The sequence below is a fragment of the uncultured Roseobacter sp. genome (assembly GCF_947492555.1).
Lineage (GTDB): Bacteria > Pseudomonadota > Alphaproteobacteria > Rhodobacterales > Rhodobacteraceae > Roseobacter.
In genome coordinates, this window is sequence record NZ_CANLNE010000003.1 from 321,202 (window position 1) to 345,865 (window position 24,664).

General features: G+C 61.0%; 24 protein-coding genes and 1 tRNA gene. 13 read left to right on the forward strand and 12 right to left on the reverse strand.

Going from position 1 to position 24,664, the window contains the following annotated elements:
- The first annotated feature begins 98 nt into the window (after positions 1-98).
- Entirely contained in the window at positions 99-557 is a 459-nt protein-coding gene (locus Q1A07_RS14670) for an MmcB family DNA repair protein (RefSeq protein WP_299782599.1), read from the forward strand.
- Here the strand turns inward: Q1A07_RS14670 and Q1A07_RS14675 are convergent.
- Positions 554-751, reverse strand: a complete 198-nt coding sequence (locus tag Q1A07_RS14675; RefSeq protein WP_299782601.1) for a DUF6324 family protein — start codon at positions 749-751, stop codon at positions 554-556. The two genes, Q1A07_RS14670 and Q1A07_RS14675, sit on opposite strands and share 4 nt — an antisense overlap.
- Positions 752-832: 81 nt before the next feature.
- Between Q1A07_RS14675 and Q1A07_RS14680 the strand changes: the two genes are divergently transcribed.
- The gene (locus tag Q1A07_RS14680) at positions 833-1,315 is read left to right on the forward strand and encodes a GNAT family N-acetyltransferase (RefSeq protein ID WP_299782604.1); all 483 of its coding nucleotides are present in this window, start codon (positions 833-835) and stop codon (positions 1,313-1,315) included.
- Positions 1,316-1,358: 43 nt separating this feature from the next.
- A tRNA-His gene (locus Q1A07_RS14685) sits at positions 1,359-1,435 on the forward strand.
- Positions 1,436-1,468: 33 nt separating this feature from the next.
- Here the strand turns inward: Q1A07_RS14685 and Q1A07_RS14690 are convergent.
- On the reverse strand, positions 1,469-1,777 hold the full coding sequence (locus Q1A07_RS14690) for a DUF6476 family protein (RefSeq protein WP_299782606.1): 309 nt from the start codon (positions 1,775-1,777) through the stop codon (positions 1,469-1,471).
- Here Q1A07_RS14690 and Q1A07_RS14695 point away from each other — a divergent pair.
- From Q1A07_RS14695 to Q1A07_RS14705, 3 genes are all read left to right on the forward strand, one after another.
- The gene (locus Q1A07_RS14695) at positions 1,776-2,825 is read left to right on the forward strand and encodes an RluA family pseudouridine synthase (protein WP_299782608.1); all 1,050 of its coding nucleotides are present in this window, start codon (positions 1,776-1,778) and stop codon (positions 2,823-2,825) included. The two genes, Q1A07_RS14690 and Q1A07_RS14695, sit on opposite strands and share 2 nt — an antisense overlap.
- Positions 2,826-2,986: 161 nt before the next feature.
- Positions 2,987-3,883, forward strand: a complete 897-nt coding sequence (rpoH, locus tag Q1A07_RS14700; protein ID WP_299782610.1) for an RNA polymerase sigma factor RpoH — start codon at positions 2,987-2,989, stop codon at positions 3,881-3,883.
- A 128-nt stretch (positions 3,884-4,011) separates the two neighbouring features.
- Positions 4,012-4,989, forward strand: coding sequence for a Gfo/Idh/MocA family oxidoreductase (locus Q1A07_RS14705; RefSeq protein ID WP_299782611.1), 978 nt, complete (start codon positions 4,012-4,014; stop codon positions 4,987-4,989).
- Between the two features lie 2 nt (positions 4,990-4,991).
- Here Q1A07_RS14705 and Q1A07_RS14710 read toward each other — a convergent pair whose 3' ends face one another.
- From Q1A07_RS14710 to Q1A07_RS14735, 6 genes are all read right to left on the reverse strand, one after another.
- Entirely contained in the window at positions 4,992-6,812 is a 1,821-nt protein-coding gene (locus Q1A07_RS14710) for a M3 family oligoendopeptidase (protein WP_299782613.1), read from the reverse strand.
- 69 nt (positions 6,813-6,881) lie between these two features.
- Complete coding sequence (locus Q1A07_RS14715; protein ID WP_299782615.1) at positions 6,882-7,766, reverse strand: amidohydrolase family protein; 885 nt, start codon at positions 7,764-7,766, stop codon at positions 6,882-6,884.
- On the reverse strand, positions 7,759-9,357 hold the full coding sequence (locus Q1A07_RS14720) for an ATP-dependent DNA ligase (protein ID WP_299782617.1): 1,599 nt from the start codon (positions 9,355-9,357) through the stop codon (positions 7,759-7,761). Before Q1A07_RS14720 ends, Q1A07_RS14715 begins: the two co-directional genes overlap by 8 nt.
- Positions 9,354-10,367: a ligase-associated DNA damage response exonuclease gene (locus tag Q1A07_RS14725; RefSeq protein WP_299782619.1), complete on the reverse strand. Its 1,014-nt coding sequence runs from the start codon at positions 10,365-10,367 to the stop codon at positions 9,354-9,356. The genes Q1A07_RS14720 and Q1A07_RS14725 overlap by 4 nt, the downstream gene beginning before the upstream one ends.
- Positions 10,368-10,406: 39 nt before the next feature.
- Positions 10,407-11,354, reverse strand: a complete 948-nt coding sequence (locus Q1A07_RS14730; protein WP_299782620.1) for an alpha/beta hydrolase — start codon at positions 11,352-11,354, stop codon at positions 10,407-10,409.
- Positions 11,354-11,644 (reverse strand): SCP2 sterol-binding domain-containing protein, encoded by a 291-nt coding sequence (locus Q1A07_RS14735; protein WP_299782622.1) that lies wholly within the window; start codon positions 11,642-11,644, stop codon positions 11,354-11,356. Before Q1A07_RS14735 ends, Q1A07_RS14730 begins: the two co-directional genes overlap by 1 nt.
- A 75-nt stretch (positions 11,645-11,719) precedes the next feature.
- Here Q1A07_RS14735 and Q1A07_RS14740 point away from each other — a divergent pair, with 75 nt between their 5' ends.
- The 5 genes from Q1A07_RS14740 (at position 11,720) to Q1A07_RS14760 (ending at position 16,710) form a co-directional block, all read left to right on the forward strand.
- Positions 11,720-12,277: a tetratricopeptide repeat protein gene (locus Q1A07_RS14740; protein WP_299782624.1), complete on the forward strand. Its 558-nt coding sequence runs from the start codon at positions 11,720-11,722 to the stop codon at positions 12,275-12,277.
- Between the two features lie 25 nt (positions 12,278-12,302).
- Positions 12,303-15,134, forward strand: a complete 2,832-nt coding sequence (locus Q1A07_RS14745; protein WP_299782626.1) for a helicase-related protein — start codon at positions 12,303-12,305, stop codon at positions 15,132-15,134.
- Complete coding sequence (locus Q1A07_RS14750) at positions 15,135-15,512, forward strand: RNA-binding S4 domain-containing protein (protein ID WP_299782628.1); 378 nt, start codon at positions 15,135-15,137, stop codon at positions 15,510-15,512.
- A 51-nt stretch (positions 15,513-15,563) separates the two neighbouring features.
- The gene (gene fdxA / locus Q1A07_RS14755) at positions 15,564-15,902 is read left to right on the forward strand and encodes a ferredoxin FdxA (protein ID WP_195820683.1); all 339 of its coding nucleotides are present in this window, start codon (positions 15,564-15,566) and stop codon (positions 15,900-15,902) included.
- A 295-nt stretch (positions 15,903-16,197) separates the two neighbouring features.
- Entirely contained in the window at positions 16,198-16,710 is a 513-nt protein-coding gene (locus tag Q1A07_RS14760) for a CarD family transcriptional regulator (protein WP_195820682.1), read from the forward strand.
- A gap of 51 nt (positions 16,711-16,761) precedes the next feature.
- Here Q1A07_RS14760 and cobS read toward each other — a convergent pair whose 3' ends face one another.
- Positions 16,762-17,523, reverse strand: coding sequence for an adenosylcobinamide-GDP ribazoletransferase (gene cobS, locus Q1A07_RS14765; protein WP_299782636.1), 762 nt, complete (start codon positions 17,521-17,523; stop codon positions 16,762-16,764).
- A gap of 81 nt (positions 17,524-17,604) precedes the next feature.
- Between cobS and cobT the strand changes: the two genes are divergently transcribed.
- Positions 17,605-18,618, forward strand: coding sequence for a nicotinate-nucleotide--dimethylbenzimidazole phosphoribosyltransferase (gene cobT / locus Q1A07_RS14770; RefSeq protein WP_299782638.1), 1,014 nt, complete (start codon positions 17,605-17,607; stop codon positions 18,616-18,618).
- Positions 18,619-18,642: 24 nt separating this feature from the next.
- Here cobT and Q1A07_RS14775 read toward each other — a convergent pair whose 3' ends face one another.
- Both Q1A07_RS14775 and Q1A07_RS14780 read right to left on the reverse strand, forming a co-directional pair.
- Complete coding sequence (locus Q1A07_RS14775) at positions 18,643-20,517, reverse strand: monovalent cation:proton antiporter-2 (CPA2) family protein (protein WP_299782640.1); 1,875 nt, start codon at positions 20,515-20,517, stop codon at positions 18,643-18,645.
- A gap of 25 nt (positions 20,518-20,542) precedes the next feature.
- On the reverse strand, positions 20,543-20,998 hold the full coding sequence (locus Q1A07_RS14780; RefSeq protein ID WP_299782642.1) for an Lrp/AsnC family transcriptional regulator: 456 nt from the start codon (positions 20,996-20,998) through the stop codon (positions 20,543-20,545).
- 158 nt (positions 20,999-21,156) lie between these two features.
- On the opposite strand from Q1A07_RS14780, the gene hppD reads away from it, so the two are divergent.
- Positions 21,157-22,251, forward strand: coding sequence for a 4-hydroxyphenylpyruvate dioxygenase (gene hppD, locus Q1A07_RS14785; protein ID WP_299782644.1), 1,095 nt, complete (start codon positions 21,157-21,159; stop codon positions 22,249-22,251).
- Between the two features lie 63 nt (positions 22,252-22,314).
- Here hppD and Q1A07_RS14790 read toward each other — a convergent pair whose 3' ends face one another.
- Positions 22,315-24,630 (reverse strand): hypothetical protein, encoded by a 2,316-nt coding sequence (locus Q1A07_RS14790; protein ID WP_299782646.1) that lies wholly within the window; start codon positions 24,628-24,630, stop codon positions 22,315-22,317.
- Positions 24,631-24,664: the final 34 nt, after the last annotated feature.

A 24,664-nucleotide genomic window follows, 5' to 3' on the forward strand; every position in this document is an offset into this window, starting at 1 on the left:
TCTCACTTAGGCCGCCACCCACCGGGTAACAAGGGGCAATACCAACAGAGCGCAGGAATGTCCTTGCGCGATGTTCCCGATATGTTCATATTTGGTGCATGGCGCATGATGATCTGCAGAGTTTCCAACCCGGCCAGCTTCTGGCCCGTGGGGCGGCGCGGCTTCTGGCGAGCTACGGGTTCGCGAGCGTTGAAGAGCTTGTGCCCACCCGCGGATTGCGGGTCGATCTGATGGGGTTGGGTCCGAAAGGCGAGATCTGGGTGATCGAGTGTAAATCGAGTCGGGCCGACTATCAGTCAGACAACAAATGGCAGGGCTATCTGGAGTGGTGTGATCGGTTTTTCTGGGCGGTGGATGACAGCTTCCCGACGGAGCTTTTGCCGCTGGAAACCGGGTTGATCATCGCGGATGCCTACGGCGCGGAAGTGATCCGCATGGGCCCGGAAGACAAACTGGCGGCGGCCCGCAGGAAAACCATGGTTCAGAAACTCGCGACCACGGCCGCGCGCCGTTTGCAAGGCCTGCGTGACCCCGACATGGGGCTGGACTGGGGTTAGCGTTTGTCGCCGCGCATGTTCCGCGCCCGATTGGCGGCGGCAGTGATCTCATCGGCGATTTCATCGGCATCATCGGGTGAGAAATCCATTGGAATTTCAAGGCCCTGCGATTCGACATAGATGCGGACCATACCCTTGTCGGTGGGTCCGATCTGCAAATTGGCCTCAATCTCGCGTTCGGTGTCGATGCCCATGTGATGTCTCCTGAGTGAAGTGGATGCATCGCTAGCCTGCGCGGGGTTGAAAGGCAAGACGACTTGGGATTTGGTGCCGACATGGATAGCGTGACCATCAGACGGTTTACCGCCGACGACCGAGACTGGCTCGTGGATCAGCATGGCCGGCTTTATGCGCAGACCGAAGGATTTGACGACAGCTTTGGTATTCTGGTGGGTGACATCCTGGATGCCTTCCTGGCGGAACATGATCCTGAATTGGAACGTGGTTGGATTGCAGAGGAAGAAGGCGCGCGCCTTGGCTCGATTTTCTGTGTCCGACTGTCCGAAAAGACAGCCAAACTGCGGCTGTTCCTGCTGGTGCCGCGAGCGCGAGGCAAGGGATTGGGCAAACGGCTGTTGGAAACTTGCATGGGCTTTGCAAAGGACCGTGGTTATCAGGGCATGCAACTCTGGACTCATGAAAGCCACAAGGCGGCCTGTGCACTCTACAAGGCCCATGGCTGGCAGATGGAGAGCACCAAACCGGTGCATTCCTTTGGCCAGGATCTGGTCGAACAGAGCTGGAGCTATCGCTTCTAACCCTCTTGCAATCTGCAAATGGGGCCGTTAAATCCAACCCAGTGCCGCCTTAGCTCAGTTGGTTAGAGCGCCTGATTGTGGATCAGGAGGTCCCCCGTTCAAGCCGGGGAGGTGGTACCACTCTCCCTCCTGCCACTTGAAACTGCAGTCAAACTATTGAACGGAAATCGTTTTTTCGAGCTGACCCGTGACGCGGTCGAATATCAGGATCTCGTCGTTATCCGTGACCACGGCGTACCAATCGGGGCCTTGGGTAAAGGAAATGGCCCGCGCATCACCGGGCAGCGTGATCTCGGTCGGCAGGTCGGGTGCGGGGTCGTTGAAACGCATGACAATCAGGAAGATGATCAGTAGAACACCGCCAATCATCGTCGCGGTCAGCACTGTCACCAACCGCCGCAGAAACCTCAGGTTGGCGGGTTCTTGACCCTCCTCATCCGGTCCCAGTTCAGGATTTTCCATGCCGCTCCGCCAAATCCGCTTCTCCATCGACGAAACACCGCCGTCGCGCCTTGATAAGGCGCTTGCGCGCGATGTGCCAGTGGAGGCGGCCCTGTCCCGCACCCGCATCGGGCGTCTGATCGCAGAGGGGGCGGTCCGGGTAGACGGCACCGTGGCGCAGGACCCCAAGGCCCGGATCGACGCGGGCGCAGAGGTGATCATTGACGTGGAAGAGGCGCAGGACAGCCACATTCTGCCCGAAGACATCCCGCTGGACGTGATTTTCGAGGATGATGATCTGATCGTCGTGAATAAACCGGCGGGCATGGTCGTACACCCTGCACCCGGCACGCCGTCGGGCACTTTGGTCAATGCTCTGCTGGCACATTGCGGGGCCGACCTGTCCGGGGTGGGTGGGCTGAAACGTCCGGGCATTGTGCACCGGATCGACAAGGATACGTCGGGCCTTCTGGTCGTGGCAAAGTCGGATGTAGCCCATCATGGGCTCGCGGCGCAGTTCGAGGCGCATTCGGTTGAGCGCTATTATCAGGCGCTTGTCTACGGTGTGCCGGATGCAAACGATCCGCGGTTGCGTGGCGTCAAAGGCGCCAGTTTCGAGCCGGGAAACATTCTGAAGCTCACGACGCAACTGGCCCGCCACCGCACGGACCGGCAGCGTCAGGCGGTGCTGTTTCACGGCGGTCGTCACGCCGTGACGCGCGCGCGCACGATTGAACGGTTTGGCCGCCCGCCGGTTCTGGCGCTGATGGAGTGCTGGCTGGAAACCGGGCGCACGCATCAGATCCGGGTGCATCTGGCCCATGCCGGGCACGGTTTGGTGGGCGATCCCACCTATGGTGGAAAGCGTAAACTTGCTGCGAAGGCGGTGAGCGAACCCGCTGCGCAGGCCATCAAGAATTTCTCGCGACAGGCGCTGCACGCGGCTGTTTTAGGTTTTGTTCACCCTGTTTCCGGTGAAAATGTGCGGTTCGAAGCGCCTTTACCGCAGGATATGAGCGGTCTGCTTGAAACGGCGCGCGCGTCTGACACAAACAGCAAGCCTGCGTGAGCGCACTGACACGTGAAGTGTTAACGCTGGCGCTTTATGTCAGTCTTTCGTTAATCCGACAGTTGTATCGTTTCCGTTAACATTTTTCGGGTCAGACAACTTGAACTGATCAGTTCAGACCCTATTTACTATGTTAAGCCCGTAAACATTGGGAGGCTCCTATGGCAAATTATGCAAATCTACCGGCGCCAACGCCAGAAGGCGGATTGAACCGCTACATGCAGGAAATCCGTAAATTTCCGCTGTTGGAGCCCGAAGAGGAATACATGCTTGCAAAAGCATGGGTTGAAAAGGAAGACACGGCTGCGGCGCATAAGATGGTGACATCGCACCTGCGTCTGGCGGCCAAGATCGCCATGGGCTATCGCGGCTATGGTCTGCCACAGGCCGAGGTGATTTCGGAAGCCAACGTGGGCCTGATGCAGGCGGTCAAGCGGTTCGACCCCGAAAAAGGGTTCCGCCTGGCGACCTATGCCATGTGGTGGATTCGTGCCTCTATCCAGGAATATATCCTGCGCAGCTGGAGCCTGGTGAAGCTTGGGACGACGTCTGGCCAGAAAAAGCTCTTCTTTAACCTGCGCAAGGCAAAAAACCGCATTGGCGCGCTGGAAGAGGGCGATCTGCGTCCTGAAAACGTGACCCGCATCGCAACCGATCTTGGTGTGACAGAGGCCGAAGTGGTCTCCATGAACCGGCGCATGTCGGGCGGTGACGCATCCTTGAATGCCACCGTCGGGTCCGAAACCGAAGGTGCGATGCAGTGGCAGGATTGGCTCGAAGATGAAGATGCCGACCAGGCCGGCGATTACGAGGCGCGTAACGAGCTCGAAGCGCGGCGCGAACTGTTGGGCGAGGCGATGAGCGTGCTCAATGATCGCGAGAAGGATATTCTCACGCAACGTCGCCTGTCCGACAAGACGGTCACGCTTGAAGATCTCAGCGCTGAGTATGACGTCAGCCGCGAACGGATTCGGCAGATCGAAGTGCGCGCATTCGAAAAGCTTCAGAAGAAAATGCGCGACCTTGCTAAGGAAAAGGGAATGATGGCCAGCGCCTGATCCGACATCATAGCATTCTTTCGAGACCCCCGTAGTCTGACGGTTGCGGGGGTTTACTATTGTTAAATCATGCCTATCGCACCTGCTTCTGGTTGCGCTAACCTGCGTTGAAACAGGGAGATATGGGCATGACAACATTGCGTTGGGGCATTCTAGGCGCGTCTAATTTTGCGGCAAACTTCATGGGTCCCGCCATCCATGCGGCGCGGGGGGCAGAACTGACTGCCCTGGCCACGTCGACGGCAAACAAGGCGGCGCCCTTCGAGGCTTTTGCACCCGGTTTAAGGGTGCACGATAGCTATGATGCGCTATTGGCCGATGATCAGGTCGATGCCGTTTACATCCCGTTGCCCAACCACTTGCACGTCGACTGGAGCCTGAAAGCGCTGGCGGCCGGGAAACATGTGCTCTGTGAAAAGCCGATGACTCTGCAGGCGGACCAATTCGATCAGCTGATCGCGGCGCGTGATGCCTCCGGACTGCTGGCCGCCGAAGCCTTCATGATCGTGCATCATCCGCAATTCGTGCGGGCCAAAGCGTTGATCGCGGAAGGGTCAATCGGGCAATTGCGCCACGTGGACGCGGTATTCTCCTATTTCAATGCGGATCAGGGCAATATCCGCAATCAGGCTGCGGCGGGGGGCGGCGGGTTGCCGGACATTGGCGTCTATACCTTCGGGTCAGTGCGCTATGCGACGGGGCAGGAACCGCTTTCGGTGCCCTTTGCGCATATCGATTACGAAAACGGGGTCGATACCTTCGTGCAGATGGCCGCGAAATTTCCGGATTTCACCTACGCCGCCGTGATTTCCATGCGCCTATTCAACCGGCAGGAGATCGTGTTCCACGGCGATCAGGGTGTTTTGCGCGTGACTTGCCCGTTTAACGCAGGCGTTTTCGATCAGGCGGAATTATGTCTGGAATCCAAAATCCACAGCCGCGTGATCGAGAGGTTCCCCGGTGTAAACCACTACGTCCTGCAGGTGGAAGCCTTCGGCGCATCGGTCCACGAGGGCGTGCCCTATGCGTGCCCGCTGGAATTCAGCAAGGGCACGCAGGCCATGATGGATATGGTTTTTGAGGCGGGTGGCAGGCCGGAGGGCTGAGATCAGTCCTCCATCGCCTCCAATTCGTCGATGAAGCCCGAGATCATGCTGAGCCCCTTGTCCCAGAAGGCCGGGTCCGACGCATCGAGCCCAAAGGGGGCCAGAAGCTCCTTGTGATGCTTTGATCCGCCTGCCTTCAGCATGTCGAAATATTTGTCTTCGAATCCTTCGTCGCCTTCTGCGTAAACGGCATAAAGCGCATTCACCAGCCCGTCACCAAAGGCATAGGCGTAGACGTAGAAGGGCGAATGCACAAAGTGAGGGATGTAGGCCCAGAAGGTCTCATACCCCTCCATGAACTCGAAGGCAGGCCCAAGGCTTTCCGCCTGCACCGACATCCAGAGCGCGTTGATGTCATCGGGGGTCAGCTCACCGCCACGCCGCGCGGCATGCAGTTTGCATTCGAAATCGTAGAACGCGATCTGCCGCACCACCGTGTTGATCATGTCCTCAACCTTGCCCGCCAGCAGCACCTTGCGTTGGGCTTGCGTTTCGGCCCCGTCGAGCATTTTGCGGAAGGTGAGCATTTCGCCAAAGACACTGGCGGTTTCGGCCAGTGTCAGCGGGGTGGAGGATAGCATTTCGCCCTGTTCTGCCGCCAGCACCTGATGCACGCCGTGGCCCAGCTCATGCGCCAAAGTCATGACATCACGCGGTTTTCCCAGATAGTTCAGCATCACATACGGGTGCACGTTGGTCACCGTCGGATGCGCAAAGGCCCCCGGTGCCTTGCCCGGTTTCACGCCCGCGTCGATCCAGCCTTTGCGGAAAAACGGCTCCGCGATCTCGCCCATGCGGGGATCAAAGGCGGTGTAGGCGGTCATCACCGTTTGCTCGGCCTCGTCCCAGTTCACGATGCGCGTGTCTTCCATCGGCAGCGGTGCATTGCGGTCCCAGACCTGCATCTTGTCGAGGCCCAGCCACTTGCGCTTGAGTTCGTAATACCGGTGGCTGAGCTTGGGGTAGGCGTCGACCACGGCGTTGCGCAGCGCTTCGACCACTTCGGGCTCCACCTGATTGCTGAGATGACGGCCCAGCTGTGCTGTTTCCATCCCGCGCCAGCGATCTATGATTTCCTTTTCCTTGGCTTGGGTGTTGTGCACCCGCGCGAAGGTCTTGATGTTGTCGGAAAATACCTCGGCAAGCACCTGCGCCGCCGCCTCCCGCTTGCCCCGTTCCGGATCGGTCAGCAGGTTCAGCGTGCCTTCGATGTTGAGCGTCTCGCCCTCTACCTCGAATTCCAGACCCGCGATGGTCTCATCAAAAAGCCGCTCCCAGGCATCGCCGACCACGCCAAGATCGTGCAGGAACTTTTCCAACTCGTCGCTAAGTTGATAAGGCTTCATCGCCCGGATGCGGTCAAAGACCGGTTTGTAGCGCGCCAGATCGGCGTTCTGGGCATAAAGACCCTCCAAGTGATCATCCGGCAGGCGGTTGATCTCCAGCGTGAAAAACACCAGCGGCGTGGTGAAGTTGGTGATCTTCTCCTGCAGGTCGGACATGAACTTGGCCCGGCCCGCATCGGTGGTCAGCTGGTAATAGCGCAGACCGGCAAAGGACATGATGCGCCCGGCGATCTGGTTGATCTTTTCGTTCCGCAGCACGCAGTCCAGAAATCCCGGGGCATCCAGTTCACCAAGCTTGCCTTCGTAGTCGGATGCAAAGCTCGCGCAGGCCTGTTCCAGCCAGTCCAGATCACGCTTAAGTTCGGTTGCGTCTTCCCCGGTGTAGAGGTCATCGAGATTCCACTCGGGCAAATCGCCCAAAGGGGCACCGGAACCGGCAGCATTCGCGTCACGCAGGGGAAAGGGGAGTTGAAACATCAAGGACCTCATCAGTGTTTCGCTATACCTATTTCGGGCAGGGCGGCGGGACAAGCAGGGCCGCTGCCTTCATGCAGTGTCGAACCCAAAAAGACGCGCCGGGTTGTCCACGAGGACGCGCTGCCGGGTCTGTTCATCGGGCACAACGCGGTCGAATGCGTTCAGAAGGTCCGCGGCCTGCGGCATCTGCGCATCCGCCAGCATCAGATGCGGCCAGTCCGACCCCCAGAGGCAACGTTCCGGGTTGGCGGCGATTAATGCTGCAACCAACGGGTCCGCCTGCACATAAGGGGCCGGGCACATGCGATAAAGCGCCGAAAGCTTCACCCAGGCCTTCCCGTCGGCCAGCAGGCGGCAGAGCGCCTGAAAACCAACGGAGTCTGGCGTAGGCGCATCCTTGGGCCAGCCGATATGATCAAAGACGACATCGGTCTTCAGGGCGCGCACATCGTCGGCAATCTCCGCCATATGCTGATCCGCGTGGCAGAGCATCTGGATGTGCAGGCCGCGTTCCGCCAAGGCCGGGGCCATTGTTTTGGCACCACCCCAGCTCAGGACACCGCCGTGCACATAGTTGAGCCGCACGGCGGCCATGTTCCACGCCACAAAAGCATCCATCTGCTGGTCTGAGGCACCATCGGCAAGCAGCCCGACGCCCTTGAAACCCGGACCCATGCGTTTCACGGCTTCGACGGTGACGCTGTTGTCCGTGCCGTAGAGGATGGAATGCACAATCACCCCGCGCGAAAAGCCTAATGTTTCCAGTTGGGTGCGGAACATCTCAAGCCAGCCGTCCAGATCAGGGCCCGGCGCGGGGTTTTCGACGCGCCCATCCCACAGGGGGTACTCTTCTCGCCCGGCGACCAGATGCACATGCGCGTCGCAGGCCCCGTCGGGCGCGCGTTTTCGGGGGGCGTGTGGGGGCGGTGGCAGAAGGGCGTCCGGCTTATCCATAAATCCTCAGCATGTCGTTCAAATCGTCCAGCGTGTTGGCTTCCTGCAGCGGTTTGTCCTGCCGCCAGCGCGACATACGCGGAAACCGCAGGGCAACGCCAGATTTGTGGCGCGGGCTGGCCTGAATGCCTTCAAAGGCGATCTCGAACACATGGTGTGGCGTCACCTGCCGCACCGGGCCAAAGCGCTGCAGCGTGTTCTTGCGCACCCATTTGGTGATCTCGCGAAACTCCGCGTCTGTGAGCCCGGAATAGGCCTTGGTGAAGGGCACCAGATCATTGCCGTTCCAGACGGCGAAAGTGAAATCGGTGAAGAGATTGGCGCGCCGCCCGTGGCCCGCCTGGGCATAGATCATCACCGCGTCGATGGTCAGCGGGTCGAGCTTCCACTTCCACCAGTCGCCCTTCTTGCGCCCGACCAGATAGGGGCTGTCGGCACGTTTGAGCATAAGCCCTTCGGCGTTTTCGTCACGTGCGACGGATCGGACCTCCGCGAGGTCCTCCCAACTGTCGAAATCAAGCTGGGGAGAGAGCCGCACCGGCGCTTCGGCGGGCAGATCGGCGCAGGCACGTTCCAGCACGGCGCGGCGCTCGGCAAAGGGGGTCTCGCGCATGTCGGCCCCTTCCCATTCGAGCAGGTCATAGGCGTGCAGAACGACGGGCGCTTCGGCCAGCAGCTTTTTCGGCACCGTCTTGCGCCCAATCCTGCGCTGAAGCGCGTTAAAGCTCGCAGGGCTTTCGGTCTGTGGATGCCAGACCAGCAGTTCCCCGTCGAGCACCGTGCCTGAGGGCAGGAAATCCACCGCACGCGCCAGTTCCGGAAACCGGTCGGTCATCAACTCCTCGCCCCGCGACCAGACAAAATGCTGCCCGTCCCGCAGGATCAGCTGGCCGCGAATGCCGTCCCATTTCCACTCTGCGCGCCAGTCTTCGGGAGCGCCAAGGGCGTCGGGGCCGTCTTCCAGCGCATAGGCAAGATAGAAAGGGTAGGGGCGCGACGCATCGGCAGAGGCATCTTCGGCCTCAATCAGCGCCTCCCATGTGGTGTCGTCGGGGTGCCAGTTGCCCATCAGGCGGTGCGCCAGTTCCGCCTCCGATTTGTCGGTGGCGCGGGACAGCGCACGGGTCATCAGTTTCTGGCTGACCCCCATGCGAAACCCGCCGGTGATCAGCTTGTTGAAGACAAAGCGTTCCGTCCCGCCAAGCTGCGCCCAGGCCTGAAGAACCGCGGCCTTCCGGTCCTCTTCCTCGACACTGGCCAGCGCGCGCAAGGCGTTGATCCAATGCGACAGGCTTTCATCCGAAGACGTTTCATTCGGGGGCAGCACCAGGGCGATGGTTTCGGCCAGATCGCCGACAATCGGGTAGCTTTCCTCAAAGAGCCAGAGCGGAATGCGCGCCTCTTCCGCCGCCCATTCGCGCAGCTTGGTGGTGGTCACCGCGCGTTTCGGTCTGCGCCCGGAGAACAGCGCCATGGTCCACATCCGGTCCATATCGGGCGCCTCGGCAAAGTAATCCGCCAGAGCAGAAACTTTCACGGTGGTTTTGGTGCTATGATCGATGGCGTTGAAGAGGGCGGCGAAGTGCTTCATTCCTTACCCTCCGTGTCCAGCGTCTCCCCTTCGAACTCGGTGGGCACCACCTGAGCGTTCCAGCCGTTTTCCACCAGATATCGCGTGAAGATATCCGTATAGCCATGCGTCACATATATGTTTTCCGCGCCGGTTTCCCTGATCGTGTCGAGCAGGCCCTGCCAGTCGGCATGGTCGGAAATTACAAAACCCCGGTCGCCTGCACGCCTGCGCCGGACCCCGCGCAACTGCATCCAGCCGCTGGCAAAAGCGTTTTCCTGCGCGCCGAATTTCCGGGCCCAGGCGCTGCCCAGTGCCGAGGGCGGCGCCAGTACCAGGGCCCCCGGATAGGCCTTGGGGTCGATCTCAGCCGTCGCGTGTACAGTTTCCGGCAGGTCAATCCCCTGCGCCCGCAGTACCTTGTTTGTGGCTTCCACGGCGCCATGGGTCAGGATCGGGCCGATATCCGCATTCAGCATCGTCAACAATCGCTGTGCCTTGCCCAGGGCGTAGGCTCCCAGAAACGCGGTCTTGCCCGCCGCTGCGCAGGCCGCCCACCAGTCGTTGATCTCGCGCGCGATCTGCGCCTGAGGTTGCCAGCGAAAGACCGGTAACCCGAACGTCGATTCCGTGATGAAGTGGTGGCAGCGCTGCGGCTCGAACGGCTCTGACAGCCCATCGTCTTCGGTCTTGTAATCCCCCGAGGCCACCCAGATTTCCCCGGCCACCTCTACCCGGATTTGCGCAGAGCCGGGCACATGTCCCGCGGGGTGGAAAGAAACCTGCGCATCGCCAATGGTAACCACGTCGCCATAGGGCACGCCCTGCGCGGTGATCTCCCCCAGACGGTGCCGCATCACAGGCAAGGCTGCGTTGGTCGCAAGGTAGCTTTGGTGGCCACTGCGGGCGTGATCCGCGTGACCATGGGTGATCAGGGCACGCTCCACCGGACGCCAGGGATCGATATAGAAATCACCGGCCGCGCAGTAGATGCCATGGTCTGTAAATGTGAGGGCGGGGTAAGAACTCATGTCAGCCAATCTAGACGGCTGGCAGCTTTTGCCCAGACCCTAGCCGTGGCCGCCGCTGAGAAAAAGCTCAGCCATGCGATCAAAGAGCGGATCAGCCACTGCCGCGCTTTCCATCAGCACCTCATGCTCGCCGTCCGGCACCAGTTCGAGTGTGCCGCGTTTCCACGCATCCATACGGCGGTGTACGGCGCTGATATCGACAATGCGTTCGTTGGTGCCCAGAAAGGTGACACAGGGCAAGTTGGGCGACGGGCGGCTGGACAGATGCCGCGTTTCTAGCAAGGCCTCGCGCAGCCAGACGAAGCTGGGCCCGCCCAGAGCCAGTTCGGGGTGCGCTTCGAGTTGCTTTCGCATCATTTCGAACTGCTCCGGGTCACGCGTGAGCAGGTTGTCCTGGAACCCGTCGGTCAGAACATGGTGTTCGATCGTAGTACCTGGGGGCAGGCGGTGGCCCTGTCCGACGCGCGGCATCACATGGCTGAGCGTCCAAGCCACCGGTCGCAAATGCGGCGCAATGCGAATGCCCCACATCGGGCCAGTGAAGGCCGTGGCCTGCACCGACAATCCCTCCATCGCGGCGCGCAGGCCGATGGCCCCGCCCATGGAGTGGGCCAGCAGGAAAAATGGACGCGGCATCTCCAGCGTCCGCGCCGCCCGGACCAAGGCATTTACGTCTTTCTGGTAGTCGCTGAAATGCTCGACATGGCCCATCAACGGATTGTCGAGCAGTCGGTCTGCCAGACCCTGGCCCCTCCAGTCGATGGCCATGCTGGCAAAACCACGCCGAGCCAGTGCGGCCGCACAACCATCGTACTTTTCAATGAATTCGGTGCGTCCGGGAAAGATCAGTACTGTGCCTTTTGCCTCCGATTTCGACCATTGGCCGATCCGGACACGCAGATCGTCAGACGTCTGCGCCCAATGCGCAGCCCCGCCTTTCTCTCCAAAAGCGATGTCGCTGAGAAAAGGGGCGGGGCTAAGGCTCATCAGGCCAGCGCAGAGGCGAGTTGCATGGCCATACCCATATCGCCGTCCACGCTGAGCTTGCCGGTCATGAAGGCGCTTGTGGGGTTCGTGTCCCCGTCCAGAATGGATTTGAACGTGTCGGCATCCGCGCTCAGTGTCACGTCGGCGGCCTCGTCGCCCGCGCGCGCGCCGGAGCTGTCCATCATAACGCAGCCTTCGCCCGCAATGTCGAATTTGGCCGTGCCGCCAAAGTCCGATCCTGCCAGTTTTTCGTTCAGCGCCACCACGGCCTCATTCACAATATCGCTCATCTTCACGCCCTTTTGGGTTCACGGCATCTTTGGGCACTGGAATTGCCCTGCATGCCTGTTACATTCAAATGTGTTATGGCCATGAAACTCTATTTCCTCAAACGTGTCGTTACGGCATTTGTCATCGCGCTCGTTTTTGTCGCGCCAGCGCAAGCTCAGCAAAGCGAAGAGGCTTTATTGCAACAGTTGCGTGAGGCGCCCGAATCAGAGGCGCCGCGGTTGGACCGTGAATTGTCCCTGATCTGGGACAGGTCGGGGTCCGCGTCGATGGACCTTTTGCTAAAACGTGGTCGGGACGCGCTGGAGCAGGAGGAGACGGACAAAGCCATCGATCACCTGACGGCGCTGACCGATCATGCGCCGGATTTTGCCGAAGGCTGGCATGCGCGCGCGACCGCCTTCTATCAGGCCGGGCTCTATGGTCCGGCGCTGGATGATCTGGAACGGGCGCTGGCGTTAAATCCCAACAATTACAATGCGATCTTCGGGCTTGGCGTGATGTTGCAGGAGTTCGGCGACCATGACCGGGCCGCCGCGGCCTTCGAACGTGTTCTGGCCTTGCATCCCAACCATGAGAACGCGAAAACGGCGATGGAGCAGCTCAAGCGGCGCGGCATCGGTCGGACCCTCTGAGCAGCAACAAACGAAGGACAGCGCCGTGACAGGTGACACGCGGGTCGTGGCCGTTTTGGGCCCGACCAACACAGGCAAGACCACCTATGCCATCGAACGGATGCTGGGCCACCGCACAGGGGTGATCGGTCTGCCGTTGCGGCTTTTGGCGCGCGAAGTTTACGACCGGGTGGTTGCCGCGCGGGGCCCTTCCGTAGTTGCCCTGGTGACAGGCGAGGAGCGGATCGTGCCGCCGCGCACGCAGTATTGGATCTGCACGGTTGAGGCGATGCCCGATGGCATCGGCTGTGACTTTCTGGCCGTCGATGAAATCCAGCTCTGCGCCGACCCTGAGCGTGGCCATGTGTTCACCGACCGGTTGCTGCGCGCGCGAGGGTTGCACGAGACGCTGTTTCTGGGCGCCGACACCATGCGCGGCCCGATCCGCGCGTTGGTGCCGCAGGCGCAATTCGTTCAGCGCGAGCGCATGTCCGAATTGACCTATGTTGGTCCGAAAAAGATAAGCCGGATGAAGCCGCGCAGCGCCATCGTCGGGTTTTCGGTTGAGAATGTATATGCCATCGCCGAACTCATTCGCCGCCAGAAGGGCGGTGCGGCGGTGGTCATGGGTGCGCTCAGCCCGCGTACGCGCAACGCGCAGGTCGACATGTACCAGAACGGCGAGGTGGATTATCTGGTGGCGACCGACGCCATCGGCATGGGGCTGAACCTTGACGTGGATCACGTGGCGTTTTCGGCTCTGTCGAAATTCGACGGGCGGCGGATGCGGCCCCTGGCCCCGAACGAGCTGGCCCAGATCGCCGGGCGTGCCGGGCGGGGTATGAAAAACGGTACCTTCGGGGTCACGGGCGATGCTTCCCCGCTGGACGAAGGCGTGGCTGAGGCAATCACATCGCATCGGTTCACGCCGCTGAAAAAGCTCAACTGGCGCAATCACGCGTTGCGATTCGGCACCATCGACAGTCTGATCGCCAGCCTTGAAGCCCCACCGAATGACGAGGTGCTGGTCAAAGCCCGTGAAGCGGACGATTTGGGCGCCCTCAAGGTGCTGGCACAGGACGCCGAAGTGGCGGCGCGGTGCACCGATGGGCCCTCCGTCAGGCTGTTGTGGGACGTGTGCCGCATTCCCGATTTTCGCGGCATCAGCCACGCCGAGCACACAAGCCTTCTGGAGGCGATTTTCAACCATTTGCATGAGCGTGGCACCTTGCCCGACGACTGGCTGGCGCAGCGCATCAACAGAATTGATCGAACCGATGGCGACATTGATGCGTTATCCAAGAGATTGGCGTTTATCCGCACGTGGACATATGTCGCGCAGCGCAAAGGCTGGACGATTGATGAAAGTCATTGGCGGGAGCAAACGCGTTCTGTAGAAGACCGATTGTCGGACGCGCTGCACGAGCGTCTGACGCAAAGATTTGTAGACCGGCGCACATCCGTGCTCTTGCGCCGGCTCGGCCAGAAGGAAGCCATGGTGGCAGAAGTATCGAATACCGGCGAAGTAACCGTCGAAGGTGAGTTTGTAGGGCGGTTGGAAGGTTTCCGCTTTTCACAGGACAAGGGTGCCGGTGGCGCCGAGGCGAAGACGATCAAATCGGCGGCGCTGCAGGCGCTTGGGCCGCAGTTCCATCTGCGCGCGGATCGGTTCTACAATGCGCCCGACACGGAGATCGATTTCACCGAGCAAGGCGGTCTTGTCTGGGGCAAGGACGCGGTCGGCAAACTGGTGGCCGGTGCCGATGCGCTGAAGCCGCAGGTCGAGGTGTTTGTGGATGATGTTGCGGGCCCGGAGGTTGCGCAAAAAGTGCAGCGCCGGTTGCAGCATTTCATTGACCGCAAGATTGCAGCCCTGTTCGAGCCGCTGTTGAACCTCAGCCGGGATGAGGAACTTACCGGTCTGGCGCGCGGGTTCGCCTTCCAGATGGTGGAGGCCCTGGGTGTGCTGCCACGCGCCTCTGTAGCCGAAGATGTAAAGGCGCTGGATCAGGATGCGCGCGGTGCATTGCGCAAGCACGGCATCCGTTTTGGTCAGTTCACGATCTTTATGCCGCTTCTCCTGAAACCCGCGCCGACGCGCTTGCGGTTGGTGCTGTGGTCCTTGATGCAGGGCGTGCAGGATTTCCCTGAAGCCCCGCCGCCTGGTCTGGTGACCATTCCGGCGGACAAGACGGCCCCGGCCGGTGCCGACACGATGTCCGGCTACCGCATCGCAGGGGAACGCGCGATCCGCATCGACATGCTGGAGCGGCTGGCCGATATGCTGCGCGGTGAAAACTCGCGCGCGGGTTTTGAGGCCAACGCCGATATGCTGTCGATTACCGGGATGACATTGGAGCAGTTTGCCGATCTCATGCAGGGTCTTGGATACAAGGCCGACAAAGGCGAGCGGACCAAGGTGAAACCGGTCGATGCCGTGGTGACACCAAGCGAGCCCGTACCAGCGGAGGGCGACACACCGGTCATGGATCAGGCGGAGGCTGCCGAGGCTCCTGCGGTTCCAACGCCGGAGACACCTGACAGCGAAACGCCCGTACCGGTGACCCCAGCGGAAGAAACGCCCATCGGGGAAGCGCCCGATGCAGAGGAGGCGGGTCCGGAGCTTGAGACCTTCTACACCTTCACGTGGGGCCGCCCGCCGCGCAACGCCGGTGCGCCCAACCGACGACAGGGTGGGGAGCGTCCACAGGGCAAAGGCAAAGGGAAACCGGGCGGCAAGGGCAAACGCGGGGGACCGCGTGGCGAAAAGGATAAGGGCGCGCAGAAGTTCTCGGCCAGACCGCCCAAGCCGGAAAAGAAGATCGACCCGGACAACCCCTTTGCCGCTGCCCTCATGGGGCTGAAGGACACCAAGTGATTGGCTGAAAAACTCCGCCTCGACAAATGGCTCTGGCATGCGCGGTTCTTCAAAACCCGCTCGCTGGCGGCCACGCGGGTGGCGGCAGGGGATGTGCGCGTCAACGGCGTGCGCACCGAAAAACGCAGCCAGATGGTCGGGCCCGAGGATGTGCTGACCTTTGCCCAGGGCGATCACGTTCGGGTGATCCGCATCCTGGCTATCGGCGTGCGACGCGGTCCGGCCCCCGAAGCACAGACGCTTTATATCGATTTGTCCCCGCCGGAGCCCAGATCAAAGGAAACCGCCCCGGAAAACCCCGGGTTTGAGGGAAAAGGTCGCCCGACAAAGCGGGATCGTCGCATCCTTGATCTTTCTAAGGCGCGCTCCCTTGAATGATCGGGTTGGCTCATTTAGCTACCCTTCAGAGACTGGGGAAAAGAGGGTCCGATGACCTATATCGTGAACGACAGCTGCATTGCCTGCAAATACACCGACTGCGTCGAAGTGTGTCCGGTGGATTGCTTTTACGAAGGTGAGAATATGCTGGTCATTCACCCCGATGAATGCATTGATTGTGGAGTCTGCGAGCCTGAGTGCCCCGCGGATGCGATCCGCCCGGATACCGAGCCGGACACGGAGAAATGGGTCGAATTCAACCGCAAGTATTCTGAGATGTGGCCGGTCATCATCACCAAGAAAGACCCGCTGCCGGATGCGGAAGAGCGCGATGGTGAGACAGGGAAGCTCGAAAAGTACTTTTCCGAGAAGCCCGGCGAGGGTGGGTAAGGCAAATTTCGCGCTGATTCGAAGCGATTCGCGTAAATATTTAGGCCTTAATCTCTTCGTTTCGCGGTGTTTTCCTTGAATTGACGCAGGGTCCGCTTTTTTGCGGTCCGTTTTTGTGTTATATTACTTTCACAAAGCAATAACGGATATGCTCATCGCCTTGCGACCTGATTGGTGGCTGGCACTGGAAAATCGATCGGCACACACTCGGACGCGCGGCCTCACGGTCAACGCTCGGTGTGTTTTTGACTGTCGAAACTCTGCGGGGCCGCTGCCGTTTTCTAAGGAACACTGAATGACCAAATCGAAGAAACTTGATTTCCGCCCGAACGAATTCGTCGTCTACCCCGCGCATGGCGTGGGTCAAATTCTGTCGATCGAGGAACAGGAAGTGGCCGGGATCTCGCTGGAGCTCTTTGTGATCTCCTTCGAGAAGGACAAGATGACGCTGCGGGTGCCGACGCATAAGGCGACGGAAATCGGGATGCGGGCGCTGAGCTCGCCGGATGTGATCACCCATGCGATGAAGACGCTGAAGGGGAAAGCCAAGGTCAAGCGGGCCATGTGGTCGCGCCGGGCGCAGGAATACGAGCAGAAGATCAATTCCGGCGACCTGATTGCGATTGCCGAAGTGGTGCGCGATCTGCACCGCACCGATGATCAGCGCGAGCAGAGCTATTCGGAGCGTCAGCTTTATGAGGCCGCACTGGAGCGTCTGACCCGCGAAGTGGCCGCTGTGAGCGGTGGCGATGAGTTGGCCGCTGCCAAACAGGTGGGCGACGTATTGGAAAGCCGCGTCGCGGCCTGATCCCAACATTGCTCTTGAAAAAACCGCGTGTCCGCCGGGCGCGCGGTTTTTCTATGGTAGCAGCAGCACGAAGACTGCCAGAATGCCAACCTCGGCCAGTTGCTGCGTCGCGCCAAGGACGTCGCCGGTCTGTCCGCTAATCTTCTGATGTGCAAGCCAGCCCAACGCGCCGGCGATGGCCAGCGCAACCAGCAGGCCGCCAATGGCCGCGCTTCCGACGCTTAGCCCGGCCAGCAAGAGTGCTATGCCCAATCCCAGAACCGCCGTCGGCGCATCCGGACGCCCCACGCTCTGCGACAGGCCAGCCTCCCGTGCATGAGGCAGGGCGGCCATCATGCAGGGCATCATCGCGCGCGAGAGGGCCGCGGCCGCAACCGCCGACCAGAGGCCTAGGGGCAGAAGGGTTGCATAGGCGGACCACCTGAGCCCGGTCACGATCAGCAGGGCCAGGATGCCATAGGTGCCGGTTTGGCTGTCCTTCATGATCTCGAGCCGCCGCGCCCGATCGAAGCCGCCCCAGAAACCGTCTGCCGTGTCGCCAAGCCCATCCTCATGCATGGCACCGGTCAACAGCATCAGAACGGCCAGCAGACCGCCTGCCGCAAAAACGGCCGGCAACCCCATCGCCAGGAAAATGCTGGCTGCAATCCCGGCAAGTCCCCCGATCACCGCCCCCACAACCGGATAGGCCCAGCAGGCATGCGCCGCGCGCTCGAATGCGGAGGGCGGCACATGCGGCAGGGGCAGGCGGGTCAGCAAAGACCCTGCGAGCAGAAGATCGGTCAGCCAGAAAGGGATTTTGTCGGTTTTCATACGGTGCCGTGTCGTTCGAGGCTTGTGGGGACGTGTTCATTGGGTAATCAGGTGCGCAGGATGTTGCAACCGAGGGACCCCATGACAGCAGCTTTTTCGGACATGGCCGGTTTCCGGTCCCTTCTGGCCGCACAGCCGGGCAGCGATGCCGCAGCCTTTGCCGCCGCCACTGCGCGAAACGGTCAGTTGACCAAACCGCCCGCCGCGCTGGGACGTTTGGAAGATCTTGCGATTTGGTATGCGGGCTGGCGCGGCACTGCGCGTCCGGTGGTCGAGAAACCGCAGGTCATTGTCTTTGCTGGCAACCACGGGGTTGCGGCGCAGGGGGTGTCGGCCTTCCCGCCGGAAGTGACCGCGCAGATGGTGCTGAACTTCCAGCATGGCGGTGCGGCGATCAACCAGTTGGCCAAGACCTTTGGCGCGCAGTTGGACGTGCACGCGCTCGCGCTCGACAGGCCGACCGCGGATTTCACCCAAACCGCCGCGATGAGCGAGGCGGACCTGGTCGAAGCTCTGCAGACAGGCTGGACAGCGGTGGATGAAGGCGCAGACGTGCTGGTGACCGGCGAGATGGGCATCGGCAATACCACTTCTGCAGCGGCGCTGGCGGCGGCTCTTTTTGGCGGCACTGCGTCCGACTGGACCGGGCGCGGCACGGGCGTGGATGATGCGGGCTTGGAGATCAAGACCCGTGTGGTGGCTGAGGGTGTCGCGCTGCACGGCAGTCAGGGCGATGGTCTGGAGACCCTGCGCCGTTTGGGCGGGCGCGAGGTCGCTGCCATGGTAGGTGCCATTGCGCGGGCGCGGAGTCTACGCATCCCGGTCCTGCTGGACGGATTCATTTGCTGCGCCGCCGCCGCCTGTCTGGAAAAGACCGTGGCCGGATCGCTGGATCATTGCGTTGCCAGCCATCTCAGTGCCGAGGGCGCGCATCAAAAGATGCTGGACGCCCTGGGCAAAGAGCCCCTTTTGTCGCTTGGTCTGCGCTTGGGAGAAGCCTCGGGCGCCGCCCTCTCCATCGGTGTGTTGAAGGGCGCCGTTGCCTGCCTGAGCGGCATGGCCACTTTTGCAGAGGCCGGTGTCACCGACGCCTGACCCTTGAGCGCTGCGAAAACTGGATCAAGCTTGCTTTTTTTCAGAATCCCGGCTCAGGAAGGCGGTCTCGAGTTCCTTTTGCAACTCCTTGGCACGGGCGAGATAGGCGGGGTTCTGGCTGGCCGGAACCTCCGGATCCCAGAGCTGTGCCAACTCCTGTACGGAGTGGCGGTCGTGATGGTAGAAAATCCGCTCCGCCTCCGAGGCCTCGTATTCGCTGAGCCCCATGTTCTCCAGCACATAGCGCCCGGCGCGTAGGGAGCTGTCGAAAAGCTCGCGCACGATGTCATCCGCACCGGCCTGGTAGAGTCTGTAAACGTGGGTCCGGTCGCGGGCACGGGCGACGATGTGTAACCCGGGCCGCAGCTTGCGGGCATATTGCACCAGTTTGATTGCCGCCTCGGAATCATCCAACGCGACGACCAGCACGCGGGCGGACTCCAGACCGGCCGCGCGCAGGATATCGGGGCGGGTCGGATCGCCCAGAAACCCCTTGAACCCGAAACGTCGCATCACGGCGATGGTTTCCATGTCATGATCAAGCACGACGGTGTTGAAACCATTTGCCTGCACCAGCCGGTTCACGATCTGACCGAAACGGCCAATGCCTGCGATGATGACCGGCCCCTCGATGTCAATCTCGTCGTCTGGATGTTGTTCACTCGTCTCAGGGGCGCGTTTTGAGAGCAGATCATAGATGATGAAGAGCAGGGGCGTGATCAGCATCGAAATCGAGATGACGAGCAGCAGCGTTTCCGCCACGCCGCGTGGAATGACCCCCTGCACGACGGAAAAAGACACAAGGACAAAGCCAAACTCCCCTGCTTGGGCCAGCGCGAGGGTAAAGAGCCAGTGATCCTTGCCCTTGAGTTTGAAAGCGCGGCCTAGGAAGAACAGGATCAGCCCTTTGATCAGGATGACCAGCAAGGCCATCCCGACGATATTGAGCACATTGTCAAAGAGCAGCGTGAAGTTGATGCCCGCGCCGACGGTGATGAAAAAGAGCCCCAGAAGCAGGCCCTTGAACGGCTCAAGGTCAGTCTCGAGCTCATGGCGGAATTCAGAGCTGGCCAGCACCACACCCGCCAGAAACGCGCCCAAAGCTGGTGAGAGGCCTACCAGCGTCATCAGAAACGAAATACCCACGACAATCAGCAGCGCGAGTGCAGTGTACATTTCGCGCAGGCGCGCAGAATGGATGTATCGGAAAACAGGGCGCGTCAGGAAGATGCCCGCAAAGATGACCGCCGCGATGGCCGCGATGGTCACCAGCGTCACGCCCCAGCCGGGCAAGCCTTCGACCAGAGACAGGCTGTGATGCGCCTTGTCATGGGCCTCCTCGCCGCTGCGCTGGATCGAGCCATCGGTGGCAATCTGCGCCGGCACTGTGGCGACGAGCAGCGGCAGAAAGGCGAGGATGGGAATAACGGCAATGTCCTGCGTCAACAGAACAGAAAAGACAGATCTCCCGCCACTTGTCTGCATCAGGCCTTTTTCGGAAAGGGTTTGCAGAACGATCGCGGTGGAACTCAGCGACAACGCCAGACCAATGGCAAGTGCAACACCCCATGGCTGATTGTAAGCCATGGCGATCCCCATGAGCGCAAGCGCGCTGATCGTGATTTGCAACCCGCCCAATCCGATGAGCCTGTGCCGCATGTCCCAGAGGGCACGCGGTTCGAGTTCCAACCCGATCAGGAAGAGCATCATCACCACGCCGAATTCGGCGAAATGCTGCAAATCCTCTGTTTCAGACCCGACCAGTCCCAGAAGCGGGCCGATGATGATCCCCGCGGCCAAGTAGCCCAGCACCGACCCCAGCCCCAGGCGCGAGGCGAAAGGCACCGCAATGACGGCGGCGGCCAGGTAGATCGAGGCCTGGAACAGGAAGCTATCCATGTGGGTGACGTCTCCTCATCGGGGGTCAGGTGGGCAGGGGCCCATCGGATTTCAGCTGGTCCATCACGATCTGACTATGCACCCGCGCCACAGCCGGATGCGGCAGCAGCACGTCATGGATCAGCGCATTCAGGGCCGGTAAATCAGCGCAGTAAACCCGCAAAAGATAATCCGCATCGCCGGTCATTGTCCATGCGCTCGTAATCTCCGAACGGGTGTTGACGAGGCGCGCAAAGCTCTTGGAGTGATCCGGTCCGTGCGTGCCCAGATGCACTTGCACAAAGCCCTGAACGTGCAGTCCCAGATGCGCGGGATCGAGCCGGGCGACATAGGCGCGAATGTAGCCGTCGGCTTCCAGCCGCTGGCGGCGGCGGCCTGCCTGGCTGGAGGAGAGATTCAACATCTCGCCCAATTGCTGCGCCGTCAGATGGGCGTTGCGTTGCAGCGCTTGCAAGAGGCGGGTGTCGGTGTCGTCAAGCATGATGCGGGTCTTTCGCACGTGTTGCGCCTATCATGCGGAAATTCCGCGCCGTAGTCGATGCCCGACATGGAGATTGCGCGGAAAATGCGCGTGAAAGGCGGTACTCTGCTCAAAATTCGCGCATCGGGCGCGACTCGCTTTGCTGACTGGAGATCACCATGGGCCCTTTTCCGCATGACGCACCGAAATCCACGATCACCGAGGAGAACCCCGCCGGGACGGATGGGTTCGAGTTCGTGGAGTTTGCCCATCCCGATCCGCAAGAGCTGCGCGATCTTTTTGCGCGTATGGGCTATGCGCATGTGGCCAATCACAAGACCAAAAATATCGAATTGTGGCAGCAGGGCGATATCACCTATGTGCTGAACGCTGAAGCCGATAGTTTCGGGGCGCAGTTCGTCGAGGCACACGGACCCTGTGCGCCGTCTATGGGCTGGCGTGTCGCAGATGCCCAGGCAGCGTTCGACCATGCGGTGTCGAAGGGGGCGGAGCCCTATGAGGGGGCGGGCAAAGTGCTGGATGTGCCAACCATCGTCGGGATTGGCGGGTCGCTGCTGTATTTCGTGGATCAATACTATGACACGAGCCCCTACAACGAAGAGTATGACTGGATTGCCCAGTCGAAGCCTGCGGGTGTTGGGTTCTACTATCTCGATCACCTGACCCATAATGTGCACAAGGGGAACATGGACAAATGGTTCAAGTTCTACGGCGATCTGTTCAACTTTCGCGAAATCCGGTTCTTCGACATTGAGGGCAAGTTTACCGGGCTGCTCAGCCGGGCGTTGACCTCGCCCTGCGGGCGTATCCGTATCCCGATCAACGAGGATCGGGGCGAGACCGGGCAGATCGTGTCCTATCTGAAGAAGTACAAGGGCGAGGGTATCCAGCATATCGCTGTGGGCTCAAGCGACATCTATGACAGCACGGACGAGATCGCGGCGCGCGGGCTTAAGTTCATGCCCGGTCCGCCGGAGACATATTACACGCTCAGCCATGACCGTGTGGTCGGCCATGATGAACCCGTGGAGAGGATGAAGAAACACGGCATCCTGATCGATGGCGAAGGGGTCGTGGACGGCGGAGAGACAAAGATCCTGCTGCAGATTTTTTCAAAGACGGTCATCGGCCCGATTTTCTTCGAGTTCATTCAACGCAAGGGCGATGATGGGTTTGGCGAGGGGAACTTCAAGGCGCTGTTCGAGAGTATCGAGCAAGAGCAGATCGACAGCGGAGAACTGGCAGCGGAGTAGGGGTGGCCTGAAGCCCACCCTACCTGCTGGCGCTCAGGTACCTGCGTATAACCGGCGGCAGCGCTACCCTTTGGGCATCTTGAGGACGAGGTTGCGCCCCCGTTTCTGATAGCGCAACTCGCCTTCGCCAATGGCGGAAATCCGGCCGCCATCGATACGGTCGCCAACCTGAACTTTCTTGTACCTGCCGTTGGAAAGCCGCACCAGTGCACGGCGGTCTGACGGTGTGCCATAGACGCCGATCAGGTTCACTTTACGCAGGTTGATCGCATTGCGGATCGTTGCCTCCCGCGTCACGGATGCACTTGAGGGGATGCTCGGCGCAACCGCGCGTGGCGCGATGCTGGCCGCGCCAACGGCGGCGGCTGAAGCCGCGGTTCGTTGCGCTCTCGCGACGATCTGTCCGAAGTTGTTGGGGCGGGCGTCCGGCCGCAACGACGCGGCGAGAGCCAGCTCTTCGCTGCTGGCGACAACACGATCTGACCCCTGTTCCGATAGGGGGGCGGCACCGTCACCCAGCGGAACAAGGCTAGCCGTGGCTGCATTGGCCGGCACAAGCGCTGGTGCAGGCCGAGCGGGGGGGCGCAATTCAGCAAGCTCCGAGCGGGTGAGCCCGTCGAGGGTCGCCCGCTCTGTGGTTTCGACCAGATCACCGGGGCGTGTTTGTGGCCGGAACGCAGCGAGTGCCGTTTGGACCGGGGCCAATTCGGTCGCCGCAGCCGCACGCGATGGGAAGCTCGCCGGACGTGTAGGAGGCGCGCCCGCAAAGATTTTTACGCCATCGGGGTTCAGCGTGCCCTGCGCCGTCGGCACCACAAGACCACGATTGTCCAATGCGAAGGTCGTACCGGCTGCGGCAGGCGAGGTTGGAGCATCAGGAGCAACGTCCTGCGAAAATGAGGTGGCGGGCGGCAATGCCACGGCATCGAAGGCGGGCTCAATCGGATCTATACTGGTCACGTATAGGTCTTCGATGTCCACAAGAGGTGGCGGCGTTGGCACATCGGGAGCCTGCGGCCAGATACCGGTCACGGCATAGCTTGCCCGAAAATCGTCGGGCGATTGTTCAGGCGCTGTGTCATTGGCAAGGGGCGTGCGCAGAGCATCCAAAACCGCCGCATCCTCATCTGTGAGATCTGGGTCCAGCAGGGAAAGTTCCGTTGCATCGCTTGTGTTCGGATTTGACAGGGATGTGGACGGCTGGATTGGCGGGGCGACCTCTACAGCCGTGATCTCGGGTGCCGCGTCATTGCGCCACCCGGCCATGCGGTCCTGCAGGCTCCCGAACGACCAGGTCCCGATACCCACAACAGCCAGAACCAAAACCGCCGCAAGCCCCAGGGGCAACACCCGCCTTTGCGGCGTCACTTCCTGCGCTTCACGTGCGCCGAAAACGGTATAGCGTTCGGCTTCGTTTGCGGGTTTCGTTGCCACGGGTGCCGCAGCTGGCAGGGGCACACGGACCGATCTGGCCTTGGGGGCGTCTGGTCTTGGGGTGTAGGGCTTTGCGGATTCTGCAAAACCAAAGGCTGCCGAGGCGGGTGCCGTGTCATGGGGTGGAGATATCGGGTCCGAGGGTGTGCGGCGGCTGGAAAATGGCGCGATCTCAGTCTCAATATCCCGTGGGGGCAGATCAGGCGCCGTGACATCGGCCACCTGAGGCTCCGAGGCGCGTAGGCTTTGCAAGGCATCCTGCAGGTTGTCTGCCCGTTCCGCTTCCGCCTGTCTGGCCGATTTAAACGTTAGGGCTTCAGTCTTGGGTTTGACAACAGGCTCGGCCACCGGCGGCATACCGGGCAGTTCCTTTGCCACGGGGCCTTTCGGTGTTTCCATATCGCCAACAATAACAATGGCAACGCCATCCGGCTCCACGGTCTGGCCGGGGTCAAGCAATTCCCGCGCGGCGCGGGTTGGTCCGAAATAGGGTTCTCCCGCGTAGCTCTGCGGTTCTGGCATCGCGACGAAGCTTACCGGATGGAACCGGTGCTCTACCGCGAAGTCCTCTGCTTCCTGCAGGGTCTCAAGGGCCACTGCAGCGACATCCGTGGAATCGCCGTCCACCGCTACGTCAAAAGCCAGGTCATCAAGCGCATAGGGCGTCGCCCCCGCCAGGGCATCGCGTGCCGCATCGCGCCGATCCGCGAGGTCGAGCCCGGGGGTCGCCAGCCTGAGATAGCGCAGCTGCTCGTTGGGGATAACCAGTTTGCACCGCAGCCCATCCGGAGCCATCGCGGTGGCCGTTTTGCGCAGCACGGTAAGCTTTGCGCCCAGCTCCTCGGCTTCCGGCGAAACCTCGCCGATCACGCGCCACCCGTCCCCCGAGCGATGTAGCAGACGGATGCTGTCGAACGACAGGGAAAGTGCGAAGTTTGGTTTCATAGCGCGGGTTTACCAGTCATCATGGTTCTTGCAC